The 20,001-nt window shown below is 63.8% G+C and carries 17 protein-coding genes and 1 pseudogene; 13 read left to right on the top strand and 5 right to left on the bottom strand.

What is annotated here, in order from left to right; genetic code table 11:
- Positions 1-139: 139 nt before the first annotated feature.
- Entirely contained in the window at positions 140-409 is a 270-nt protein-coding gene (infA, locus tag AC1PPL_RS07855; RefSeq protein WP_011804098.1) for a translation initiation factor IF-1, read from the top strand.
- Here the strand turns inward: infA and AC1PPL_RS07850 are convergent.
- Entirely contained in the window at positions 406-1,467 is a 1,062-nt protein-coding gene (locus AC1PPL_RS07850; RefSeq protein WP_196995998.1) for an NAD(P)-dependent alcohol dehydrogenase, read from the bottom strand. The genes infA and AC1PPL_RS07850 overlap by 4 nt on opposite strands.
- Positions 1,468-1,848: 381 nt before the next feature.
- Here AC1PPL_RS07850 and AC1PPL_RS07845 point away from each other — a divergent pair, with 381 nt between their 5' ends.
- Complete coding sequence (locus AC1PPL_RS07845) at positions 1,849-2,439, top strand: DUF4256 domain-containing protein (RefSeq protein ID WP_479973011.1); 591 nt, start codon at positions 1,849-1,851, stop codon at positions 2,437-2,439.
- Between the two features lie 118 nt (positions 2,440-2,557).
- Here AC1PPL_RS07845 and AC1PPL_RS07840 read toward each other — a convergent pair whose 3' ends face one another.
- Entirely contained in the window at positions 2,558-3,460 is a 903-nt protein-coding gene (locus AC1PPL_RS07840) for a LysR family transcriptional regulator (RefSeq protein WP_479973010.1), read from the bottom strand.
- Positions 3,461-3,575: 115 nt separating this feature from the next.
- Here AC1PPL_RS07840 and AC1PPL_RS07835 point away from each other — a divergent pair, with 115 nt between their 5' ends.
- On the top strand, positions 3,576-4,211 hold the full coding sequence (locus AC1PPL_RS07835) for an NAD(P)-dependent oxidoreductase (RefSeq protein WP_312563717.1): 636 nt from the start codon (positions 3,576-3,578) through the stop codon (positions 4,209-4,211).
- A 380-nt stretch (positions 4,212-4,591) separates the two neighbouring features.
- Here the strand turns inward: AC1PPL_RS07835 and AC1PPL_RS07830 are convergent.
- A pseudogene (locus AC1PPL_RS07830) lies at positions 4,592-5,067 on the bottom strand (GreA/GreB family elongation factor).
- An 862-nt stretch (positions 5,068-5,929) separates the two neighbouring features.
- Between AC1PPL_RS07830 and AC1PPL_RS07825 the strand changes: the two are divergent.
- Positions 5,930-6,760, top strand: a complete 831-nt coding sequence (locus AC1PPL_RS07825) for an urease accessory protein UreD (protein WP_479973009.1) — start codon at positions 5,930-5,932, stop codon at positions 6,758-6,760.
- Positions 6,761-6,807: 47 nt separating this feature from the next.
- Here AC1PPL_RS07825 and AC1PPL_RS07820 read toward each other — a convergent pair whose 3' ends face one another.
- Both AC1PPL_RS07820 and AC1PPL_RS07815 read right to left on the bottom strand, forming a co-directional pair.
- Complete coding sequence (locus tag AC1PPL_RS07820; protein ID WP_479973008.1) at positions 6,808-7,719, bottom strand: response regulator; 912 nt, start codon at positions 7,717-7,719, stop codon at positions 6,808-6,810.
- A complete protein-coding gene (locus tag AC1PPL_RS07815) occupies positions 7,709-11,089 on the bottom strand; it encodes a hybrid sensor histidine kinase/response regulator (protein ID WP_479973007.1) in 3,381 nt (1,126 codons plus the stop codon). Before AC1PPL_RS07815 ends, AC1PPL_RS07820 begins: the two co-directional genes overlap by 11 nt.
- Positions 11,090-11,293: 204 nt before the next feature.
- Between AC1PPL_RS07815 and urtA the strand changes: the two genes are divergently transcribed.
- From urtA to AC1PPL_RS07770, 9 genes are all read left to right on the top strand, one after another.
- The gene (urtA, locus tag AC1PPL_RS07810) at positions 11,294-12,571 is read left to right on the top strand and encodes an urea ABC transporter substrate-binding protein (protein WP_044397004.1); all 1,278 of its coding nucleotides are present in this window, start codon (positions 11,294-11,296) and stop codon (positions 12,569-12,571) included.
- 90 nt (positions 12,572-12,661) lie between these two features.
- Positions 12,662-13,576 carry an urea ABC transporter permease subunit UrtB gene (gene urtB, locus AC1PPL_RS07805; protein ID WP_479973006.1) on the top strand — a complete coding sequence of 305 codons (915 nt, stop codon included), beginning with the start codon at positions 12,662-12,664 and terminating at the stop codon, positions 13,574-13,576.
- Between the two features lie 27 nt (positions 13,577-13,603).
- Positions 13,604-14,809, top strand: coding sequence for an urea ABC transporter permease subunit UrtC (gene urtC / locus AC1PPL_RS07800; protein WP_479973005.1), 1,206 nt, complete (start codon positions 13,604-13,606; stop codon positions 14,807-14,809).
- 17 nt (positions 14,810-14,826) lie between these two features.
- A complete protein-coding gene (gene urtD, locus AC1PPL_RS07795; protein ID WP_312563726.1) occupies positions 14,827-15,570 on the top strand; it encodes an urea ABC transporter ATP-binding protein UrtD in 744 nt (247 codons plus the stop codon).
- A 19-nt stretch (positions 15,571-15,589) separates the two neighbouring features.
- On the top strand, positions 15,590-16,279 hold the full coding sequence (urtE, locus tag AC1PPL_RS07790) for an urea ABC transporter ATP-binding subunit UrtE (RefSeq protein ID WP_044397000.1): 690 nt from the start codon (positions 15,590-15,592) through the stop codon (positions 16,277-16,279).
- 36 nt (positions 16,280-16,315) lie between these two features.
- Positions 16,316-17,548 (top strand): formamidase, encoded by a 1,233-nt coding sequence (gene fmdA, locus AC1PPL_RS07785; RefSeq protein WP_312563727.1) that lies wholly within the window; start codon positions 16,316-16,318, stop codon positions 17,546-17,548.
- Between the two features lie 16 nt (positions 17,549-17,564).
- Positions 17,565-17,918, top strand: coding sequence for an FmdB family zinc ribbon protein (locus tag AC1PPL_RS07780; RefSeq protein ID WP_312563728.1), 354 nt, complete (start codon positions 17,565-17,567; stop codon positions 17,916-17,918).
- A 147-nt stretch (positions 17,919-18,065) separates the two neighbouring features.
- The gene (locus AC1PPL_RS07775) at positions 18,066-19,112 is read left to right on the top strand and encodes an aliphatic amidase (RefSeq protein ID WP_312563730.1); all 1,047 of its coding nucleotides are present in this window, start codon (positions 18,066-18,068) and stop codon (positions 19,110-19,112) included.
- A 60-nt stretch (positions 19,113-19,172) separates the two neighbouring features.
- Positions 19,173-19,997 (top strand): CbbQ/NirQ/NorQ/GpvN family protein, encoded by an 825-nt coding sequence (locus tag AC1PPL_RS07770; RefSeq protein WP_312563732.1) that lies wholly within the window; start codon positions 19,173-19,175, stop codon positions 19,995-19,997.
- Positions 19,998-20,001 lie beyond the last annotated feature (4 nt).

Below are 20,001 nucleotides of genomic sequence, written 5' to 3'. Positions count from 1 at the left end.
CGCGCCAGCGCAGCAAAAGACGGGCAATACCTCGTCTATCGCGCCGGACGGCCGGCGCGTTCCGCAGCCTGTGCTCTCACAGGCCCCCAGGCAAGGGCATGCCCATGCTGGCTCTTGCCGTCGATCTCAAAGGAGTTCCGTGTCCAATAAAGAGCAGTTGATTGAAATGCAAGGCAAGGTAGACGAAGTGCTGCCGGATTCCCGTTTTCGCGTAGTTCTCGAGAACGGACACACCCTCATCGCCTATTCGGGCGGAAAGATGCGCAAGCACCGCATTCGAGTGCTTGCGGGCGACACCGTGTCGCTGGAGATGTCCCCCTACGACCTCACCAAGGGCCGTATCACCTTCCGTCACCTGGAGCCGCGTGCCGGCGGCGCGCCGCGCCGCCCCTCGCCCCATCGCCGCTAGGCCCCGGCCGATTCGGCCAGCGTGGCGATGTCGATGACGAAGCGGTATTGCACGTCGCCCTTCAACATGCGTTCATAGGCGGTATTGATCTCATCGGCGCGGATCAACTCGATATCCGCCACGATGCCATGCTCCGCGCAGAAATCGAGCATCTCCTGGGTCTCGGGAATGCCGCCGATCAAGGAGCCAGCCAGCGTGCGCCGCTTCATGATGAGGTTGAACACATTGGGCGACGGATGGGGCGACGCCGGCGCACCCACCAGCGTCATCGCACCGTCGCGCCGCAGCAGGCGAAGGAAGGCATCCAGGTCGTGCGGCGCCGCCACCGTGTTGAGTATGAAGTCGAGACTGTTGGCATGCGCGGCCATCTCCTGCGGATGACGGGAAACCACCACTTCGTGCGCACCTAACGAGAGCGCCGCAGCGCGCTTGGATTCAGAGGTGGTGAATGCCACCACATGCGCCCCCATTGCGTGCGCCAGCTTGATGCCCAGGTGGCCCAGCCCGCCGATGCCGACCACACCCACGCGATGCCCCGGACCCACCTTCCAATGGCGCAATGGCGAGTAGGTGGTAATGCCCGCGCACAGCAGCGGAGCAACCGCGGCCAACTGCCCTTGCGGATGGCGCACCCGCAGCACATAGCGCTCATGTACGACGATCTGTTGCGAGTATCCGCCCAGCGTGTGGCCGGGCGCGTCCTCGGTCGGGCCGTTGTAGGTGCCGACCATGTGGCCGCAATAGTTCTCCAGCCCTTCGTCGCAATCCTGGCAATGCCGGCAGCTGTCGACAATGCAGCCCACGCCGACCAGGTCGCCCGCCTGGAACGCCGACACCTGCGCGCCCACGGCCACTACGCGCCCGACGATTTCATGCCCCGGCACGCACGGATACAGCGTGCCCGCCCATTCCGAACGCACCTGGTGCAGGTCGGAATGGCACACACCGCAATAGGCAATGCCAATCTGCACGTCGTGCGCGCCCGGCGCGCGCCGTGCGATCTCCAGGGGCTGCAATGGACGGTCGCTCGCGTGGGCGCCGTAGGCTTTGACGGTCATGGGGTTCTCCTGTGAATGGCTCACGCCCCTGTTGTACAGGTTCGGTCCGATGCGTTTCGGAACAGAATCCTATCGGCACTTCCGGCCTGAGGCAGGGCCTGCCTTCCTCCGGGCGTCGCTGTAAGGCAGAGCGTTGCTGGAGTAGAACCGCGTCAACGGCCCCTCAGCCTGGCCATGCCCCCGACCAAGGAGTTGACATGAAGGACACGATGACACCCCCACACCGTGCGGAAAACGGCTGCTTGCCCACCTCTGCACCGGCCCGGTGGCGTGAAACCGTGACGTCTATGCCAGCCTACTCGGGTTTGGCACCCCACAGCGCTCGCGCTCAAAAAGGTCGCTGCTGGACATGCCATGCGTCGTCGTTTGGGCCCGCTGACGATGCAACAAGCCACCACCCAGGCGCTGAAGGCGCCGTTGCCAGGAGCAGACATGAAAACAGCACAACGTGATGTCCTTGTCCAGACGCTGAAAAAGCGGTTCGAGAGCCACATGCACCGGCACCCCACCGTCGTCTGGGCCGATGTCCATGAACGCTTGACTGCCAACAAACTGAAGGCGCTGCAGGACATGGAGGCAACGAGCGGCGAGCCCGACGTCGTCGGCAGTGCCGCCGCGGACGGAACCTACCTTTTCTGCGATTGCGCGGCGGAGAGCCCGAGCGGGCGCAGGAGCCTGTGCTACGACGCACAGGCCCTGCATGCCCGCAAGCTGCACAAGCCGCAGAACAGCGCCATCGAAGCGGCCGCGGCCATGGGCGTCACCCTGCTGACAGAGGCGCAGTACCGCGCACTACAGGAGGTAGAGGATTTCGACCAGAAGACTTCGAGTTGGATTTGGACCCCGCCAGACGTGCGCGAGCGCGGTGGCGCGCTTTTTTGCGACAGGCGCTACGGCCGGGTTTTCGTGTACCACAACGGCGCCGAGTCGTACTACGCAGCGCGAGGATTCAGAACGTCGCTGAGCGTCTAGGCCGCACCACCACCCGCCGTGCTTCCTCGCCTGTGGCCGAACCCCAGGCGATCCACGCATTACTGACCACGCTGCCGGGCGTTGCCGCAGTGCCCCCACTTCTTGCCTGCGGCCTGCATCAAGCCCTCCGGAGCATTTCGCCCTTCAGAAGCTCGACGAAGGCGCGCGCCGCAGGTGCGATGGCTGTGCCGGGCGGATACACGGCATAGACGCCTCCTTTGGGCAATGCCCATTCCGGGAGCAGCCGAACCAGCGCTCCACTGCGGATGTCACTCTCCAAGTGAAGCAAACTGCCAACCGAAACGCCTGCGCCATTGAGCAGCAAGGCGCGCAAGGCAACAGCGGAATCGGTGCGCAGCTTGGGCGCCATGCGCACCGTGATGTCCTTTGTCCCGTTGGTGAATGGCCATGTGAGGGGCGCCGGCAGCAAGGTCAGCGCGATCCACCGGTGATGCGCCAGGTCCTCGGGAGCCTCCGGACGCGGACAGCGGGCCAGATACTCGGGTGACGCCAGGACCGCCTGCCCAAATTCCCCCAGTTTCGCAACCCGCGCGCTTGAATTGCGTAACCACCCCACACGGATGCTCACGTCGATGCCCTCGCCAACGAGGTCTTGCACCTTGTCACTGACCACAAGTTCCAAACTGACCTCGGGATGGCGGACAGCGAACTCCGCCACCACCGGCGACATGACCTGAACGGCATATTCAACAGGCGCACTGACACGCAAGCGGCCACGCAGACCCGATCCACGCGATCCGGCGTGTTGCAGCACTTGCTCAAGCCCCTGCATGAGAGGCGCGCTTTCTTCGAACAACCGTTGCCCCGCATCGGTGAGCGTAACCGTGCGCGTCGTACGGTGGAACAGGGCCGCGCCCAGCACGTTCTCCAGACGGCGAATCTGAAGACTCACCTGCGGACGCGCAATGTGCAGACGTTCGGCGGCGGCCGTGAAGCTGCGCGCATCGGCGACGGCCAGGAAAGCGCGCAACAGGTTGAGATCGCCCACGGGGGATGGCATGATTGGTTCGAATTAGATACCAGTATTGTTCTTTTTGTCCTCTTTTTCTGACGATGCGGCAAGAGGATCATTGACCCCGCACCCCGAATCCGCGGGTCAAAGAAAGGATCATTCCATGCGTATCGCACTGATCGGTGCCACTGGCTTTATCGGCTCCGCCATCCGCCAAGAGGCGCTCTCGCGCGGTCATCACGTGACCGCCATCGTGTCCAACCCCACAAGACTCCCCGCTGCGCAGGGCCTTGAGGTTCAGGGCGCAGATGCCCTGGACTCTCAGCAATTGCGAGCGGTTCTCCGTGGGCACGACGTGGTGATCAGCGCATTCAGTGGCCATGCCAACTCCGACGTATATGGCTATTACCTCAAAGGAATGCACTCCATCATCGATGCAGCGCGTGCCACGGGCGTCCGCCTGCTGGTCGTCGGCGGGGCGGGCAGTCTGGAGGTCGAGCCCGGCGTGCAATTGCTCGACACACCGTCGTTCCCTGAACAATGGAAAGCGACGGCCGAGGGTGCCCGAGCAGCCCTGAAACTGCTGCGCGAAACACCCGATGTGGATTGGACGGTGCTGAGCCCCCCGCCCATGATCCACCCGGGAACCCGCACCGGACAGTACCGGACCGCGAACGATGCCGTGATCATGGGCGATAGCGGGCCCAGCGACATCTCGCTGGAGGACTATGCGGTCGCCATGGTGGATGAAGCTGAGTCCGCGAAACACCGCGGCCGGCGCTTCACCGTGGCGCACTGAGAACGAACCGAAAGCCCCGTGCCGGTTCGCGCCCGACCCGGGGCGATCCTCTGCCCCGGCTTTCGCTGTACCAATGAATCACCGATGCCGGCGATAGGCATCGTTGGAATACCGCAACCGGGCGGCGGCAACCACCACTATTCGCACAAATTAAAGTCGTAAACAGCGGACTAGCATCTATGCGGCTTTGCGTGCTGACCCGCCAGAGCCCACGCAATCTAAAGTCGTAAACTCACCAGCACAGCCTTCTTATCCCCAACATCAGCAACACGACATGCCGAGGTCTTTCGCGAAATGGCCTCAGCGTCAAAACTGGATTGCAGACCAAAGGGCCTTCCGCCCCCCATGAACAAGCCCGCAGCAGGCAACAGCCATACGGTTCAATCAACCCGCAGCACCTCAAACTGCTGCTGGACCGGTGTGCCTACCTGTATCGCCACCTCATCCCCCTCGCACTTGCCCAGCATGGCTTTTCCCAAAGGCGCTTCGCTGCTAATGACCTGGACGCCGCTGTCCAACTTCATGCTGCCACCATCTGGGCCAAGGAAGATCTCGTGATGCTTGTCGTCAGAATCGACCAGGCAGACCAACGCACCAAGTTGTATGCCTTTGCTGGCGTCGTAAGGGCGTGGACGGAATTGACGCCAATGGGTCATCGCTTGGCGGATGGCTGCAGCACGCCGAGCTTGGCCGGTAGCAAGGTAAGCAGCTTCGAGCCCCAGTGTGTCGTATTTGTTTCGGCAATGTTCTCTTCGTGAGTCGCCGTTTCGTGGGCCACCCGCACCGCCTGCTCGGCTTGCAGCAGATCCTCGGCGAGCCGATTCAGTACTTGTTGCTGCAGCAAAAATTTATCCATGATGCAAGGTAGGCGTCTCAAACAATCGGGGCAGGTCTTCATCATGAAATGCACCCATCGCTTTCAACGCTTCAGCAAGGGCAAGGGATGCCTCGGTGATCGAGACGGCCCCTCTTCAGCGTGGCAAGTGTGCTGAAGGGCAGCGGCTACAAGGACAAGCCCGTGGCGAAAGACAAGAGATGCCAGGCGAACACTTCACGGAGCAGATCGCCAATCAGACCGCTGCTGCGGTGACCTGACTGAACTCAAACAGCTTTCTCGGCACCCGAGGCGATTCACGGGATCATGCATACGTCCAGACAGCTGTCTGCACCGAAAGTATGAGCTATCGTAGATTTCGTGCATGAGCGATACCAGGAGGAGCTTTGGCACTGAAGGGCTGAGGTGCCCACAGAGCTTCATGATCTCCTTCGTATTTTCTAATATAGCGATATCGGTCTCTACCACCATTAGTTGGCCGAGAGCTAAGCGATCACCTGCTTTGGGCGGCGGACTTGATAGCGTGGAAGTCTGCGCGGCCACTTCAGATCGTGCGACGCGCAAACAGGTTCATTAACTTCGGGCGACTGCTTCAATCAGGCAAGCTCGAGGCTTCGAATAGAGTACAGCGCCATCAATGCTGCGCCCTGCGCCAGCGATGTCTCATCGATGTTGGACCTGGGATGATGACGCGAGTACTGGGAACCGGCTCTTTTTTGCGGAGATCCTACTGTTACCCGAGTGAGCCACTCGCGGTGCCAGCCGGGCGCACAACGGCCACATCACAAGTTAGGCGCAGAACTTGCATGGTTTAGCAAATGCCGACCTATCACGCCCACCTGAGACTCACCCAGTGCCCGGACGACGTGGCGTCCCGATACCCATGAGCTGGCGCGCCTGCTTGGAGCTGCACTACAGCTTGGAATCGGCGCGCACCGTTGCCCGCTATCGCCATGACGGGCCGCTGCGCCTGCTGCGGAGCCTCTACCCCGAGGGCGATACCGTTTGCCACAACGTACTAGTCCATCCGCCGGGCGGTCTGGTGGGGGGCGACACGGTGGAGACCCAGGTTTCGGTGGCGCCCGGCGCGCACGGTCTCGTCACCACACCCGGCGCCACCCGTTTCTACCGCTCGTTGGGCGAGCCGGCCCGTCAGCGCGTGCACGCCCGGCTGGAGGCTGGCGCGCGGCTGGAATGGCTGCCGCTGGAGGCCCTGGCCTATAACCAATGCAAGGCTGAAAACCGCGCCGTATTTGATCTCGCCCCCGGCGCCGAACTGTTGGGTTGGGATGTTACGGCTCTGGGCCTGCCCACGGCCGGCCAGCCCTTTGTGGAGGGCTGCTTCACGCAGCATCTGGAGGTGCCCGGCGTCTGGCTGGAGCATGGCCGCATCGCGGCCGACGATCTTCGGCTGCTTGATGGCCCGCTGGGCCTGGCAGGCCACCGCTGCCTGGCCACACTGTTCTTCATAGCCGGCACGCCGATCGAACGCCAGCGGCGCGACGCCGCGCTCGACGCCGTGCGCCAGTTGATCGAAGCGCATCCCCTGCGGCTCAGCGCTGGCGTCACTAACCCGCATCCACAGGTGCTGGTGCTGCGGGTGCTGGCACCGCTGGTTGAACCGGTACTGGAACTGTTGCGGCCGGCCCGTGCTGCGTGGCGTCAGGCGCTGTGGCACATGGACGCCGTGGTACCTCGAGTCTGGGCGACCTGAATTTTTTGGGGGCGCGACGCGACCGCTGGCGCTGTAGCCTGCCAAGCTCAGGCGTCCTGCAGCAGACTACTGGCGATCGCCGCTGCCGCCGTGCGTGTTTCCACTCCGAGCTTCTCGAAGATGTGCTCCAAGTGTTTGTTCACCGTACGCGGGCTCATGCCGAGGATGTCAGCAATGTCGCGGTTGGTCTTACCCTTGGCGAGCCAGGACAGCACTTCGGTCTCACGCGGTGTGAGGACTGCACCACTCAGGCGTTTGTGTGCGCCATTCACCGCCGGCACAGCCTGACGCAGCAGGATCATGGTCTCGCCCGGGCCGGTCTGCCCCAAGTACTGTGCCTGTAGCTGACTACCATTGGGCAGCGGGGTCAGTGTCTCGCCCTGCGTGATGGCAGCCTGAAGCCACCCCTTCAACGGTGCCGCTTCGCCCTGCGGTCCAAGCGCTTCTTCCAGCCAGTGCACGGCCTGCGGCGAACGCCAGGCGATGCGACCCTGGCTGTCGAGCAGCACTACACCAAGTCCGGCCACATCCACTGCCTCGCGCGCCAGCCTGCTGACATGCGCATTGCGCAGGTGCGTGGCCAGGCGTGCCAGCACCTCGGGAATCTTCAGCGGCTTGACCACATAGTCCACTCCGCCGCTAGCAAACCCTTCAACGATTTGTTCAGTCTCGGCCAAGCCAGTCATGAAGATCACCGGCACGTGGGCCCAGGAGGGTTCGGACTTGAGGCGGCGGCACAGAGCAAAACCGTTCTCGCCCGGCATGATGGCATCAAGCAGCACGGCGTCGGGCACGGCCATCTCGAAACGTTCCAGCGCCTCGATGGCATCGCGTGCCACCAGCACGGTGTAGCCTTCGATTGCCAGCGCATCGCACAGCATGCGCAGGGTGTCGGGCGCGTCGTCCACCACCAGCACCACGCTGGAGACTGCAGGCTGCATGACGGGTTCAGCTTTCATCTTCGGTTTCTTTCAGGCGTTCGATCAGGGCAGAAAAGTCGAAGCGGTCAACGTGCACTGTCAGGCTTTGCAGCACGTCCGCAATCGCCGGCTCCTGCTCGGCACTGCTGCGCAGCAGGCCGCGCAAGCCACTGGCATTGCCCATGCGAGCCAGACCAATCAGACTGTGGCGCAGTTCATCCGGCAGTGGCAGCCTGCCGGCCGACTCCCGATCCACCGGTGGGACTTCAGGGGTGTGCGGCAGGGTGCTCTCGTGCACCCACTCCAGCTGCAGTACACGCGCCAGCAGGTCCAGCAGCTCGGACTCGATCACCGGCTTGCTCACAAACCCCTGGCAGCCAACAGCTTCCAGCAGCTCGGGCCGGTTCTCGAACGGGTCGGCCGAGACGAAGACGACCGGCAAGTCGGGCCCGACATTGCTGCGGATGAGCTGCGCGGTCTGCCAGCCGTTGAGGTCGTCCATGTTGATGTCGAGAAGCACCGCATCGGGTCTGTGCTGCTGCAAGATCTCCAGGCATTCGCGGCCGCTGGCTGCCTCGCGCACGATGAAGCCCAGCGGCAGCAGCAGGCTGGCCAGCAGCTGGCGCTGGATGGGTTGGTCGTCCACCACGAGCAGGGTGCGGCGAGGGTCGAGGTAGCCGACGATGGGACGCAGATGACGCAGGGTGCGCGCGGCCGGGGCCTTGATCTCGCGCAGATACAGGCGCACGCTGAAGGTGCTGCCCTGGCCCACGGCGCTGCGCAGTGTGAGTTCACCGCCCATGAGGCTGGTGAGCAGACTGGTGATCGTCAGGCCCAGGCCGGTGCCCGATTCGCTGGCGCGCCGTCCGGCACTGCCGCGCTCGAAGGGCTGGAAGATGCGCTCCTGGTCTTGCGGGGCGATGCCGATGCCAGTGTCTTCCACCTCGAAACGCACCACCTCGTGTCGGCAGTCCACGCGCAGCACGACAGCGCCCCGATTGGTGAAGCGCACGGCGTTGCCCAGCAGGTTGATGAGTATCTGGCGCAGGCGCTTGGCGTCGGCTTGCACCCAAGCGGGCACACGGCCCTGGGTTTCGAAGCGGAATGCGAGGCCCTTGCCCTCGGCCTGGGGCTGCACCATGCGTGCGAGTTCGGAGAGGAATTCCTGAAAAGGCAGCGGCGCTGGGTCCAGCCGCAGGCGGCCAGCCTCGATGCGGGCCAGGTCCAGCAGACCGTCGATCAGTGCATGCATGTGCTGGCCGCTTTGCTGGATGGTCGTGACGGCTTCACGCGCGCTGCCCCGAAACTCGCTGTTTCGCAGCAGGATCTGCGAATAGCCCAGGATGCTGTTGAGGGGGGTGCGCAGCTCGTGCGTCATGCCGGCCACGTAGCGCGTCTTGGCCTGGCTGGCGTTCTCGGCCAACTCCTTGGCGCTTTGCAGCGCGGCGTCGGTGCGCTGGTGAGCGTCGATTTCCTTTTGCAGCAACTGGGTCTGCCGCTCAGATTCGTCGTGGGCCATGCGCCGGCTCTCGTTGGCCAGCACCAGCCACCAGGCCCACACCGCGGCCAGCAGAGCAAGCAGCGAAAACACCTTGATGAAGGGGCCGCGCAACGCGTCGGGCGGCGCGGCCAGGCTCTCCTGCATGTAGACCACCCCCAGCACGAAAGCCATGACGGCGCACAGCGAGAGAAAAACCGTGAAGTACTGGCCGACGCGGAAATTGAAGCGGTTGTTCAGGCTGGGCGGCAGGATAGCTGCGAGGGCGGCGCGCACCTGGTCGGTTGCGCGCGCCTGGGTCTTGCAGCGATCATGGCAGCGCGATTCGAGCGAACAGCACAGCGAGCAGATCGGCGCGCCATAGGCCGGGCAGGCGGCCATGTCAGTGCTCTCGAACGGGTTTTCGCAGACACTGCAGCGCACAAGTTCACCAACTTTCCAGGGTGAAGGGTCGCGGCGCGCAAGGTAGTAGCGCCCCCCTGTGGCCCAGGCCAGCAGCGGCGCCGTGACCATGGCGGTGAAGAGCGCGATGAAGGGCGCGAAAGCGGCTGCGTATTCGCCCAGCCAGCCAAAGTGGGCCACAACCGAGAGCACCACGGCCAGGCCCATCGCGCCCAGGCCTACGGGGTTGATGTCGTAGAGGTAGGCTCGGCGGAACTCCACGCCCTTGGGGCTCAGGCCCAGCGGCTTGCTGATGACCAGGTCCGCCACCAGAGCCCCCACCCAGGCGATGGCCACATTGGCGTACAAGCCCAGTACGCGCTCGAGCGCGCCGAAGACGCCCAGTGTCATGAGCAGCATGGCAATGATGACGTTAAACACCAGCCAGACCACGCGACCCGGGTGGCTGCGCGTGAGCCGCGCGAAGAAATTGCTCCATGCCAGCGAACCGGCATAGGCGTTGGTGACGTTGATCTTGACCTGCGAGATCACCACGAACAGCACCGTGAGCAGCAGCGCAGCTGTGGGGTCGCTCAGTGAGCGCAGGTAGCCCACCAGGTACATCTGCGTGGGCTCAGCAGCGTGCAGCGGCGATGTGCCGTACTGCAGCGCGACGAAGGCCAGAAAGGCGCCGCCCAGCATCTTGAGCATGCCCGGCAAGATCCAGCCCGGGCCCGCCACGAGCACGGCGCCCCACCAGCGCCAGCGGTTGGCCGGGGTACGCGCAGGCATGAAGCGCAGGTAGTCCACCTGCTCGCCGATCTGCAGCACGAGCGCGAAGGTCACCGCGGCGGCGGCGCCGAACATCAGCGGCTCGAAGTCGCTGCTGCCCGAGGTCAGGCCGGACAGGCCGGTGAACTGCACGTAGAAATCGGGCTGGGCCAGCGCGAACCATGCGAAGGGCCACAGCAACAGCACCACCCACAGCGGCTGGGTCCAGGTCTGCAGGCGCGAGATAAAGGTAATGCCGTGTAGCACCATGGGGATGATGACCAGCGAGGACAGTACATAGCACCACACCAGTGGCCAGTCCAGTACCAGCTGCAGCGCCAGCGCCATGATGGCCGCCTCCAGGGCGAAAAAGATGAAGGTGAAGCTGGCGTAGATGAGCGAGGTGACGGTGGAGCCCAGGTAGCCGAAGCCAGCGCCGCGCGTGAGCAGATCCATGTCCAGCCCGTAGCGTGCCGCATAGACGGCGATGGGTAGGCCCGTGAAGAAGGTGACCAGGCCCATCACCAGGATGGCCCAGAGCGCGTTGGAAAAGCCGTAGTTCAGCGCGATGGCGCCGCCGATGGCCTCCAGCGCGAGAAAGGACACGCCGCCAAAGGCCGTGTTGGCCACGCGCAGCTCGCTCCATTTGCGTGCACTGTGGGGCGTGTAGCGCAGCGCGTAGTCCTCCAGCGTCTCGTTGGCTACCCAGGAGTTGTAGTCGCGGCGGATGCGAAAGATCTTTTGTGGTGCGTGGTTCATGCCTGCGCTTTTTTGGTGCATGCACTGTCAATACGAGTGCGCACGCAAGAACCGTACTCAGCGGTGCGCGCATCCCGCGTACGTCAATTGACGTATGGGCCGTGGAGAGGGTTGTCCCTAATCTCAAGGCCGTGGTGACGCCGTGTCGCCCAGCACCTCCCGCAGGTGTTCTTGGTTCCCAACTCTTCTCTTCAGGAGTGCCCCATGAAAGACCAGACCGATCCGTCCCTGCTTCACCCGTCTGCTGCCGCCGACCTGCAGCGCCGCCGCCTTCTGCAGGCCATGGGCGCCATGTCCGTGGTCGGTCTGCCCGGCATAGCCATGGCCCAGCAGTTTCCCACCGCCAAGGTCAACACAACCAAGCTTGCCGTGACCGACACCGAGGTGGTGGTGGGCCAGTTGCACTCGTCTTCCGGCACCATGGCCATCTCTGAAACCGGCTCGATCCAGGCCGAGCAACTGGCCATTGACCAGATTAACGCCATGGGCGGCATCCTGGGCCGTAAGATCCGCGTCATCAAGGAAGACGGCGCTTCCGACTGGCCAACCTTCGCCGAGAAATCTAAGAAGCTGCTGGTCAACGACCACGTGGCCGCGGTCTTCGGCTGCTGGACCAGTGCCTCGCGCAAGGCCGTGCTGCCGATCTTCGAGAAGGAAAACGGCCTGCTCTACTACCCCACCTTCTACGAAGGCCTGGAGCAGAGCAAGAACGTGATCTACACCGGCCAGGAAGCCACGCAGCAGATCATCTACGGTCTGGACTGGGGCGCGAAGGAGAAGAAGGCCAAGACCTTCTTCCTTGTAGGCTCGGACTACATCTGGCCGCGTACCTCGATGAAGATCGCGCGCAAGCACATCGAGAGCGTGGCCAAACTGGGCAAGGTGGTCGGCGAGGAGTACTACCCGCTGGGCAACACCAATTTCAACTCACTGATCAACAAGATCAAGGTCGCCAAGCCGGACTGCATCTTCGCGGCCGTGGTAGGCGGCTCCAACGTGGCGTTCTACAAGCAGCTGAAGGCCGCCGGCATCACCGGCGACAAGCAGTTCCTGCTGACGCTGTCGGTCACCGAAGATGAGATGACGGGCGTGGGCGGCGAAAACTTCGCCGGCTTCTACAGCTCGATGAAGTACTTCCAGACCCTGGACAACGAGAACAACAAGAAGTTCGTCGAAGCCTTCAAGGCCAAGTACGGCAAGGACGCCGTCATCGGCGACGTCACGCAGGCCGGCTACCTGGGTCCCTGGCTGTGGAAAGCCGCCGTCGAGAAGGCGGGCAGTTTCGACATCGACAAGGTGGTGGCCGCCTCGCCAGGCATCGAGCTCAAAACCGCACCCGAAGGCTATGTCAAGGTGCACCAGAACCACCACCTGTGGAGCAAGTCACGCATCGCCATGGGCAACAAGGACGGCACCTTCAAGGTGGTGGCCGAGTCGCCCAACCTGATCGAGCCCGATCCGTTCCCGAAGGGCTATCAGTAAGCAGGAATCCCCGCGAGGGGGTGCCGGTGGCGGCCATGGTTGCAGCAACGGATGGCCGCCACCCTTCTTCTCAGACAGACAGGTGACGCCATGGATTTTTCGGAAATGCTCAACATCGCCCTCATGCAGGGCTTCGCAGGACTCAGTCTGTTCTCGGTGCTTCTGCTCATGGGCCTGGGCCTGGCCATCATCTTCGGCCAGATGGGCGTTATCAACATGGCCCATGGCGAGTTCATGACCATCGGCGCCTACACGGTCTTTCTCTTCTCCACGCTGACAGAGAAATTCGCACCCGGCTTCATGCCCTACTACTTCCCGCTGTCCATCGGTATCGCCTTCATCCTGGCCTTCATCGCCGGTTGGCTGGTGGAATGGGGACTGATCCGTTTTCTCTACAAGCGCCCGCTAGACACGCTGCTGGCCACCTGGGGCCTGAGCCTGGCCATCCAGCAAGTGTTCCGTTCAGCCATCGGTCCTAAGGAAGTCAGCCCCACGCTGCCCGACTGGCTGATGGGCTCCTGGGCTCCGGCCACGGGTCTGGACATCCCGATCAACGGCCTGTTCGTGCTGGGCCTCACGCTGCTGGTCACGTGCGGCGTGCTGCTTGCCCTCTACAAGAGCCGCTGGGGCCTGCGGGTGCGCGCCACGGTGAGCAACCGCACCATGGCCAACGCCATAGGCATCAACACGAGCAAGACCGACCGCCTGACCTTCGCCATTGGTTGCGGCATCGCCGGTGTGGCGGGTGCAGCCTTCACCACGATCGGCTCCACGGGGCCGACCAGCGGCTCGCTCTACATCGTCGACTCCTTCCTGGTCGTGACCTTCGGCGGGGCTGCCAGTCTGCTAGGCACGGTGGCATCCGCCTTCGGCATCGCGCAAACGCAGTCAATCAGCGAGTTTTTCATCAGCGGCTCCATGGCCAAGGTGCTCACGCTGTCGCTGATCGTAGTCATCCTGATGATCCGCCCACAGGGCCTGTTCGCCAGCAAGGTGCGCCGCTGATCCAGTCCCCAACTTCGGAGTCCCATCATGAACAAGTTCACCGCATGGATCAACAGCAAGGGGCTGGGCAGTGTGCTCATCCTGGCCGTCGTGCTGCTGGTCATCTTCCCGCTCACCTTCGACATCTTTCGCCTCAACTTGGTGGGCAAGTACCTGACCTACGCCTTCGTGGCTCTGGGCCTGGTCATGCTCTGGGGCTACGGCGGCGTGCTGAGCCTGGGCCAGGGCGTCTTCTTTGGCCTGGGCGGCTATGCCATGGCCATGTTCCTCAAGCTCGAGGCCTCCGACCCCGAGACCACCAAGATCCAGTCCACGCCTGGCATCCCGGACTTCATGGACTGGAACCAGCTCACAGAGTTGCCGCTGTGGTGGCAGCCCTTCGAGCACCTGCCCTTCGCGTTGATCGCCGTAGTCGCCATTCCCACGCTGCTGGCGTTCATCATTGGCTATGCCATGTTCAAGCGGCGCGTGGGCGGTGTGTACTTCGCCATCATCACCCAGGCGGTGGCGCTGATCCTCACGGTTCTCATCATCGGCCAGCAGGGCTACACGGGCGGCGTCAACGGTATGACCGATCTCAAGACTCTGCTGGGCTGGGACATCCGTACCGACAGCGCCAAGTACATCCTGTACTACCTCTGCAGCGCCGTGCTGCTGGGCAGCATCGCGCTGTGCCTGTGGGTGCAGAAGAGCAAACTGGGAACCCTGCTGCTGGCCATGCGCGACAAGGAAGACCGGGTGCGCTTCTCGGGCTACGACGTGGCCATGTTTAAGGTCTTCGTGTTCTGTCTGGCGGCGGCGCTGTCCGGCATCGGTGGGGCGCTGTTCACGCTGCAGGTGGGCTTCATGTCGCCGTCTTTCGTAGGCATCGTTCCCTCGATCGAGATGGTGATCTACGCCGCAGTGGGCGGGCGCATGAGCCTGGTGGGCGCGGTCTACGGCGCACTGCTGGTGAACTTCGGCAAGACCTACTTCTCCGAGAGCTTCCCCGACCTCTGGCTGTTCCTGATGGCCGGTCTGTTCATCGGCGTGACCATGGCCTTCCCCGACGGGCTGGCTGGCGTGTGGGAGAAGAAAGTCAAACCCTGGTGGGCGCGCAAGCAGGCCGAACGCCTGGCCATCCGCGCGGCCGTAGCGCGCGACGCCGCCACGCCGGCTACTCCCACTGACGACGTCACCGTGCCGAGCACTGTGCGTCCGCTGCATGCCGCCCCCACGGGCCAGAACGCCTGAAATTCCAGGAGTCCATCATGAGCAACACCGACTTTGCCGTGGCCATCGAAGACCTGACCGTCTCCTTCGACGGCTTCAAGGCCATCGACAACCTCACCCTCTACATCGATAAGAACGAGCTGCGCGTGATCATCGGCCCCAACGGCGCGGGCAAGACCACGCTGCTGGACCTGATCTGCGGCAAGACCAAGGCCAGCAGCGGCAGCATCAAATTCAGGAACGAGGAACTCACCGGGCTGGACGAGCACATCCGCGTGCGCCGCGGCATCGGCCGCAAGTTCCAGACGCCCTCAATCTACGAGAACCTCTCCGTCTTCCAGAACCTCGAGGTTTCATACCCCGCAGGTCGCTCGGTCTTCGGCGCCCTCGGCTTTAAACGCACCGACGAGGTGAAGGCGCGCGTGCAGGTAGTGGCCGAGGAGATCGGCTTGGCCGATGCCCTGGAGATGGAGGCCGGCCTGCTCTCGCATGGTCAGAAGCAGTGGCTGGAGATCGGAATGCTGCTGATGCAAGAGCCCGAGCTGCTGATGCTCGACGAGCCCATTGCCGGGATGAGCGCCCGCGAGCGCGAGCTGACAGCCGAGCTGCTCAAGCGCATCTGCAAAGGCCGCTCGGTGATCGTGATCGAGCACGACATGGAGTTCGTCAAGCAGATCGCGCACAAGGTCACTGTAATGCACCAGGGAAAGATCCTCGCCGAGGGCTCCATGGAGGCCGTGCAGGCTGACCCCAAAGTGATCGATGTCTACCTGGGCCACTGATTTCACCGGAGAACACACCATGCTCAAAGTCACCGACATGTACACGGCCTATGGCCAGAGCGAAGCGCTGCACGGCATCTCCTTCGAAGGCCACAAGAACGAGACGGTTGCCATCATGGGCCGCAATGGCATGGGCAAGACCACGCTGTTCAAGAGCCTCATGGGTGTGCTGCCGCTGAAGTCCGGTCGCATCGAGGTCGCGGGCCAGGACGTCTCCAAAGACGAAAGCTACAAGCGCGTCGCCAAGGGCATTGCCTACGTGCCTCAGGGTCGCATGATCTTCCCCACGCTCACGGTGGAGGAGAACATCCAGACCGGGCTGGAGAACTCCAGAACCAAGCAGATCCCGGACGAGATCTACGCGCTATTCCCGGTGCTGTGGGACATGCGCCGGCGCAAGGGCGGCAACCTCTCGGGCGGGCAACAGCAGCAGCTGGCAATTGCCCGCGCCTTGGTGACCGACCCCAAGGTGCTGCTGCTCGACGAGCCCACCGAGGGCATCCAGCCTTCCATCATCAAGGACATCGCCAAGGCGCTTAACGAGATCCGCAAGCTGCGCGAGATCACCATCGTTGTGTCCGAACAGGTGCTGTCCTTTGCCATGGACGTGGCCGACCGCCTGTTCGTTATCGAAGGCGGCCGCCTGGTGCACGAGACGCTGCGCGAGCAGACCGACGTCAACCGCATCAAGTCCTACCTCTCTGTCTGATCCATCCGTTTTCTTTCGTCCTCAAGGAGCATCACCATGGCCGACACCCTCATCAAAGTTGATCTGACCCAACCCGCCCCAAGCAACCCGCTGGTGCACAACCGCTGGCACCCGGACATCCCGATTGCCGTGTGGGTCAAGCCAGGCGACGACTTCATCCTCGAGACGTACGACTGGACCGGCGGCTACATCAAGAACAACGACAGTGCGGACGACGTGCGCGACATCGACCTCACCACCGTGCACTACCTATCGGGCCCGGTGGGCGTGCAGGGCGCAGAACCTGGCGATCTGCTGGTGGTAGACCTTCTGGACATCGGCGCCAAGGACGACAGCCAGTGGGGCTTCAACGGCTTTTTCAGCAAACAGAACGGCGGCGGCTTTCTGACCGACCACTTCCCGCTGGCGCAGAAGTCGATCTGGGACTTCAATGGCATGTTCACCAAGAGCCGCCATGTGCCGGGCGTGGAATACGCCGGTCTGATCCACCCTGGCCTGATCGGCTGCCTGCCCGACAAGAAGATGCTCGACGAGTGGAACAAGCGCGAGGCCGAACTGATCGCCACCGACCCCGATCGCGTGCCAGGTCTGGCCAACCCACCCTTTGCTGGCACCGCGCACTGCGGCAAGGCCCAGGGGGACGTTGCCAACAGAGTGGCTGCCGAGGGCGCACGCACCGTTCCGCCCCGCGAGCACGGTGGCAACTGCGACATCAAGGACCTGTCGCGCGGCTCGCGTATCTTTTTCCCGGTCTACGTGGATGGCGGCGGCCTGAGCGTGGGCGACCTGCACTTCAGCCAGGGCGACGGTGAGATCACCTTCTGCGGTGCTATCGAGATGGCCGGCTGGGTCCACATGCGCGTCAACCTCATCAAGGGCGGCGTGGCCAAGTACGGCATCAAGAACCCGATCTTCAAGCCCAGCCCGATCACGCCCAACTACAAGGACTACCTGATCTTCGAAGGTGTCTCGGTCGACGAGCAAGGCAAGCAGCACTACCTGGATGTGACCGTGGCCTACCGCCAGGCCTGCCTGAATGCCATCGAATACCTGAAGAAGTTCGGTTACAGCGGCGCCCAGGCCTACTCCATCCTCGGCACGGCGCCGGTGCAGGGCCACATCAGCGGTGTGGTCGACGTGCCCAACGCCTGCGCCACGCTGTGGCTGCCGACCGAGATCTTCGACTTCGACATCAACCCCACGGCGGCCGGCCCGGTGAAGTTCATCGACGGCAGCGTGCAGATGCCAATCTCGCCCGACAAGAAGTAAGCCCCAGGAGCCCTGCATGCCCACCTATGACTACGCCTGTCCGGCCTGCGGCGGCTTTGAGGCGCTGCGCAGCCTGTCGCAGCGCGATGAGCCCTGCAGTTGCCCGGACTGTGGCACCGCCTCGACCCGCGTCTTCGTGGCCGCACCGCGTCTGGCCTGCCTGAGCAGTGAGACGCGCGCTGCACACGAGACCAACGAGCGTGCCCGTCACGCGCCGCGGTCTTCGCGCGATAGCGACTATGGCCGCTTGCGACATCCGGCGGGCTGCGGGTGCTGCTCGGGCTCATCCTCCAAACGGAGCGCGACAGTGCGGGCGGCGGACGGCAGCAAGGCCTTCGCAGGCAAGCGGCCCTGGATGATCAGTCACTAGAGCTCCCCCCAGGCTGCGCGCACTTCGTGCGCTCCGCCCCCCCCTCAAGGGGCAACACCAGCGGCCCGGCCGAGCCGGTTCCGCGGTGTTCCTGAACCAGTCACGGCCACGGCCAAGAATGCAATGAACAGACAGGAGTGAACCGCCATGATCCACGGCGATATTTCCAGCAGCAACGACACCGTCGGCGTGGCGGTCGTCAATTACAAGATGCCGCGCCTGCACACCAAGGCCGAGGTGCTGGCCAATGCGCGCAAGATCGCCGACATGGTGGTCGGCATGAAGCAGGGCCTGCCCGGCATGGACCTGGTGATCTTCCCCGAGTACAGCACCCACGGCATCATGTACGACGCCAAGGAGATGTACGACACCGCCGCTGCGGTGCCGGGCGAAGAGACCGCCATCTTTGCCGAAGCCTGCCGCAAGGCCAAGGTCTGGGGCGTGTTCTCGCTCACCGGCGAGCGGCATGAAGAGCACCCGAACAAGGCACCGTACAACACGCTCATTCTGATGAACGACCAGGGCGAGATCGTGCAGAAGTACCGCAAGATCATGCCCTGGGTGCCGATCGAAGGCTGGTACCCGGGCAACTGCACCTACGTGAGTGAAGGCCCCAAGGGCCTGAAGGTCAGCCTCATCATCTGCGACGACGGCAACTACCCCGAGATCTGGCGCGACTGTGCCATGAAGGGCGCCGAACTGATCGTGCGCTGCCAGGGTTACATGTACCCAGCCAAGGACCAGCAGGTGCTGATGGCCAAGGCCATGGCCTGGGCCAACAACAGTTACGTGGCCGTGGCCAACGCCACCGGCTGGGATGGCGTCTACAGCTACTTCGGCCACAGCGCGCTCATCGGCTTCGACGGCCGCACGCTGGGCGAGTGCGGCGAGGAAGAAATGGGCGTGCAGTACGCCGCGCTGTCCAAGAGCCTGATCCGCGACTTCCGCAAGAACGGCCAGAGCGAGAACCACCTGTACAAGCTGCTGCACCGTGGCTACACCGGCAAGATCAATTCCGGCGAAGGCGGGGACGATGCAAAGGGCGTGGCGGCCTGCCCCTACGAGTTCTACGGCAAGTGGATCAGCGACCCCGAGGGCACGCGCAAGCAGGTCGAGTCGTTCACACGTTCCACCGTCGGCACCCCCGAGTGCCCCATCGACGGCATCCCGAACGAAGCGCCCAGCCACCGCTGAGCCGCTACCGCCGGCCCGGAGCACGGGCCGGCATGTCCCTTCTTGTCCCGAGGCTGCGCCGTGTCTGCTCCTGCCCCTGTCTCCGATCCGCTCGCGGCCTACCGCATCACCGAAGCGCCTTACTACCGCCCGTGCGGTGGCGAGGTCGCGCTGTACCAGCACGCCTACGCGCACCGGCTGCCACTCATCCTCAAGGGGCCGACCGGTTGCGGCAAGACGCGCTTTGTCGAGTACATGGCCTGGAAGCTGGGCCGCCCGCTGGTGACGCTGGCCTGCAACGAGGACATGACAGCGGCCGACCTCGTGGGCCGCTGGCTGCTTGACGCCGATGGCACGCGCTGGCACGACGGACCGCTCACGCTGGCGGCGCGCCATGGCGCGATCTGCTACCTCGACGAGGTGGTGGAGGCGCGCCAGGACACCACGGTGGTCATCCACCCGCTGACCGACGCGCGCCGCATGTTGCCGCTGGACCGCAAGGGCGAGCTGGTGCACGCCCACCCGGACTTCCAGCTCGTGGTCTCCTACAACCCGGGTTACCAGAGCCGCAGCAAAGATATGAAACCCTCCACGCGTCAACGCTTCGCGGCGCTGGAGTTCGACTACCCCGAGGCCGCGGTGGAGGTCGAGATCGTGGCGCACGAGGCCGGCATCGACGCCGCCCTGGCGGCGCAACTCGTCGGTGTGGCGCAGGGCTCGCGCACGCTGCGGCAGCAGGGTCTGGACGAAGGCATCTCCACCCGCATGCTCATCTATGCCGGCATCCTGATCCGCGACGGCGTGGCCCCGCGCGACAGCTGCGAGATGACGCTGACGCGCGCGCTGACCGACGACCCGGACCTGCTGGCCGCGCTGCGCCACCTCGTCGATGCCCATTTCCCCTGAGCCG

The organism is Diaphorobacter sp. B2A2W2, assembly GCF_056730635.1.
The sequence above is the reverse complement of the archived record's forward strand: the minus strand, read 5'-3'. Positions and strand labels throughout refer to the sequence as shown.

Bases quoted from the DNA above. Each gene is read 5' to 3' on its own strand.
- AC1PPL_RS07850 (WP_196995998.1), bottom strand. From the start codon at position 1,467: ATGACCGTCAAAGCCTACGGCGCCCACGCGAGCGACCGTCCATTGCAG.
- AC1PPL_RS07845 (WP_479973011.1), top strand. From the start codon at position 1,849: ATGCAACAAGCCACCACCCAGGCGCTGAAGGCGCCGTTGCCAGGAGCA.
- AC1PPL_RS07840 (WP_479973010.1), bottom strand. From the start codon at position 3,460: ATGCCATCCCCCGTGGGCGATCTCAACCTGTTGCGCGCTTTCCTGGCC.
- AC1PPL_RS07835 (WP_312563717.1), top strand. From the start codon at position 3,576: ATGCGTATCGCACTGATCGGTGCCACTGGCTTTATCGGCTCCGCCATC.
- AC1PPL_RS07825 (WP_479973009.1), top strand. From the start codon at position 5,930: ATGAGCTGGCGCGCCTGCTTGGAGCTGCACTACAGCTTGGAATCGGCG.
- AC1PPL_RS07820 (WP_479973008.1), bottom strand. From the start codon at position 7,719: ATGAAAGCTGAACCCGTCATGCAGCCTGCAGTCTCCAGCGTGGTGCTG.
- AC1PPL_RS07815 (WP_479973007.1), bottom strand. From the start codon at position 11,089: ATGAACCACGCACCACAAAAGATCTTTCGCATCCGCCGCGACTACAAC.
- urtA (WP_044397004.1), top strand. From the start codon at position 11,294: ATGAAAGACCAGACCGATCCGTCCCTGCTTCACCCGTCTGCTGCCGCC.
- urtB (WP_479973006.1), top strand. From the start codon at position 12,662: ATGGATTTTTCGGAAATGCTCAACATCGCCCTCATGCAGGGCTTCGCA.
- urtC (WP_479973005.1), top strand. From the start codon at position 13,604: ATGAACAAGTTCACCGCATGGATCAACAGCAAGGGGCTGGGCAGTGTG.
- urtD (WP_312563726.1), top strand. From the start codon at position 14,827: ATGAGCAACACCGACTTTGCCGTGGCCATCGAAGACCTGACCGTCTCC.
- urtE (WP_044397000.1), top strand. From the start codon at position 15,590: ATGCTCAAAGTCACCGACATGTACACGGCCTATGGCCAGAGCGAAGCG.
- fmdA (WP_312563727.1), top strand. From the start codon at position 16,316: ATGGCCGACACCCTCATCAAAGTTGATCTGACCCAACCCGCCCCAAGC.
- AC1PPL_RS07780 (WP_312563728.1), top strand. From the start codon at position 17,565: ATGCCCACCTATGACTACGCCTGTCCGGCCTGCGGCGGCTTTGAGGCG.
- AC1PPL_RS07775 (WP_312563730.1), top strand. From the start codon at position 18,066: ATGATCCACGGCGATATTTCCAGCAGCAACGACACCGTCGGCGTGGCG.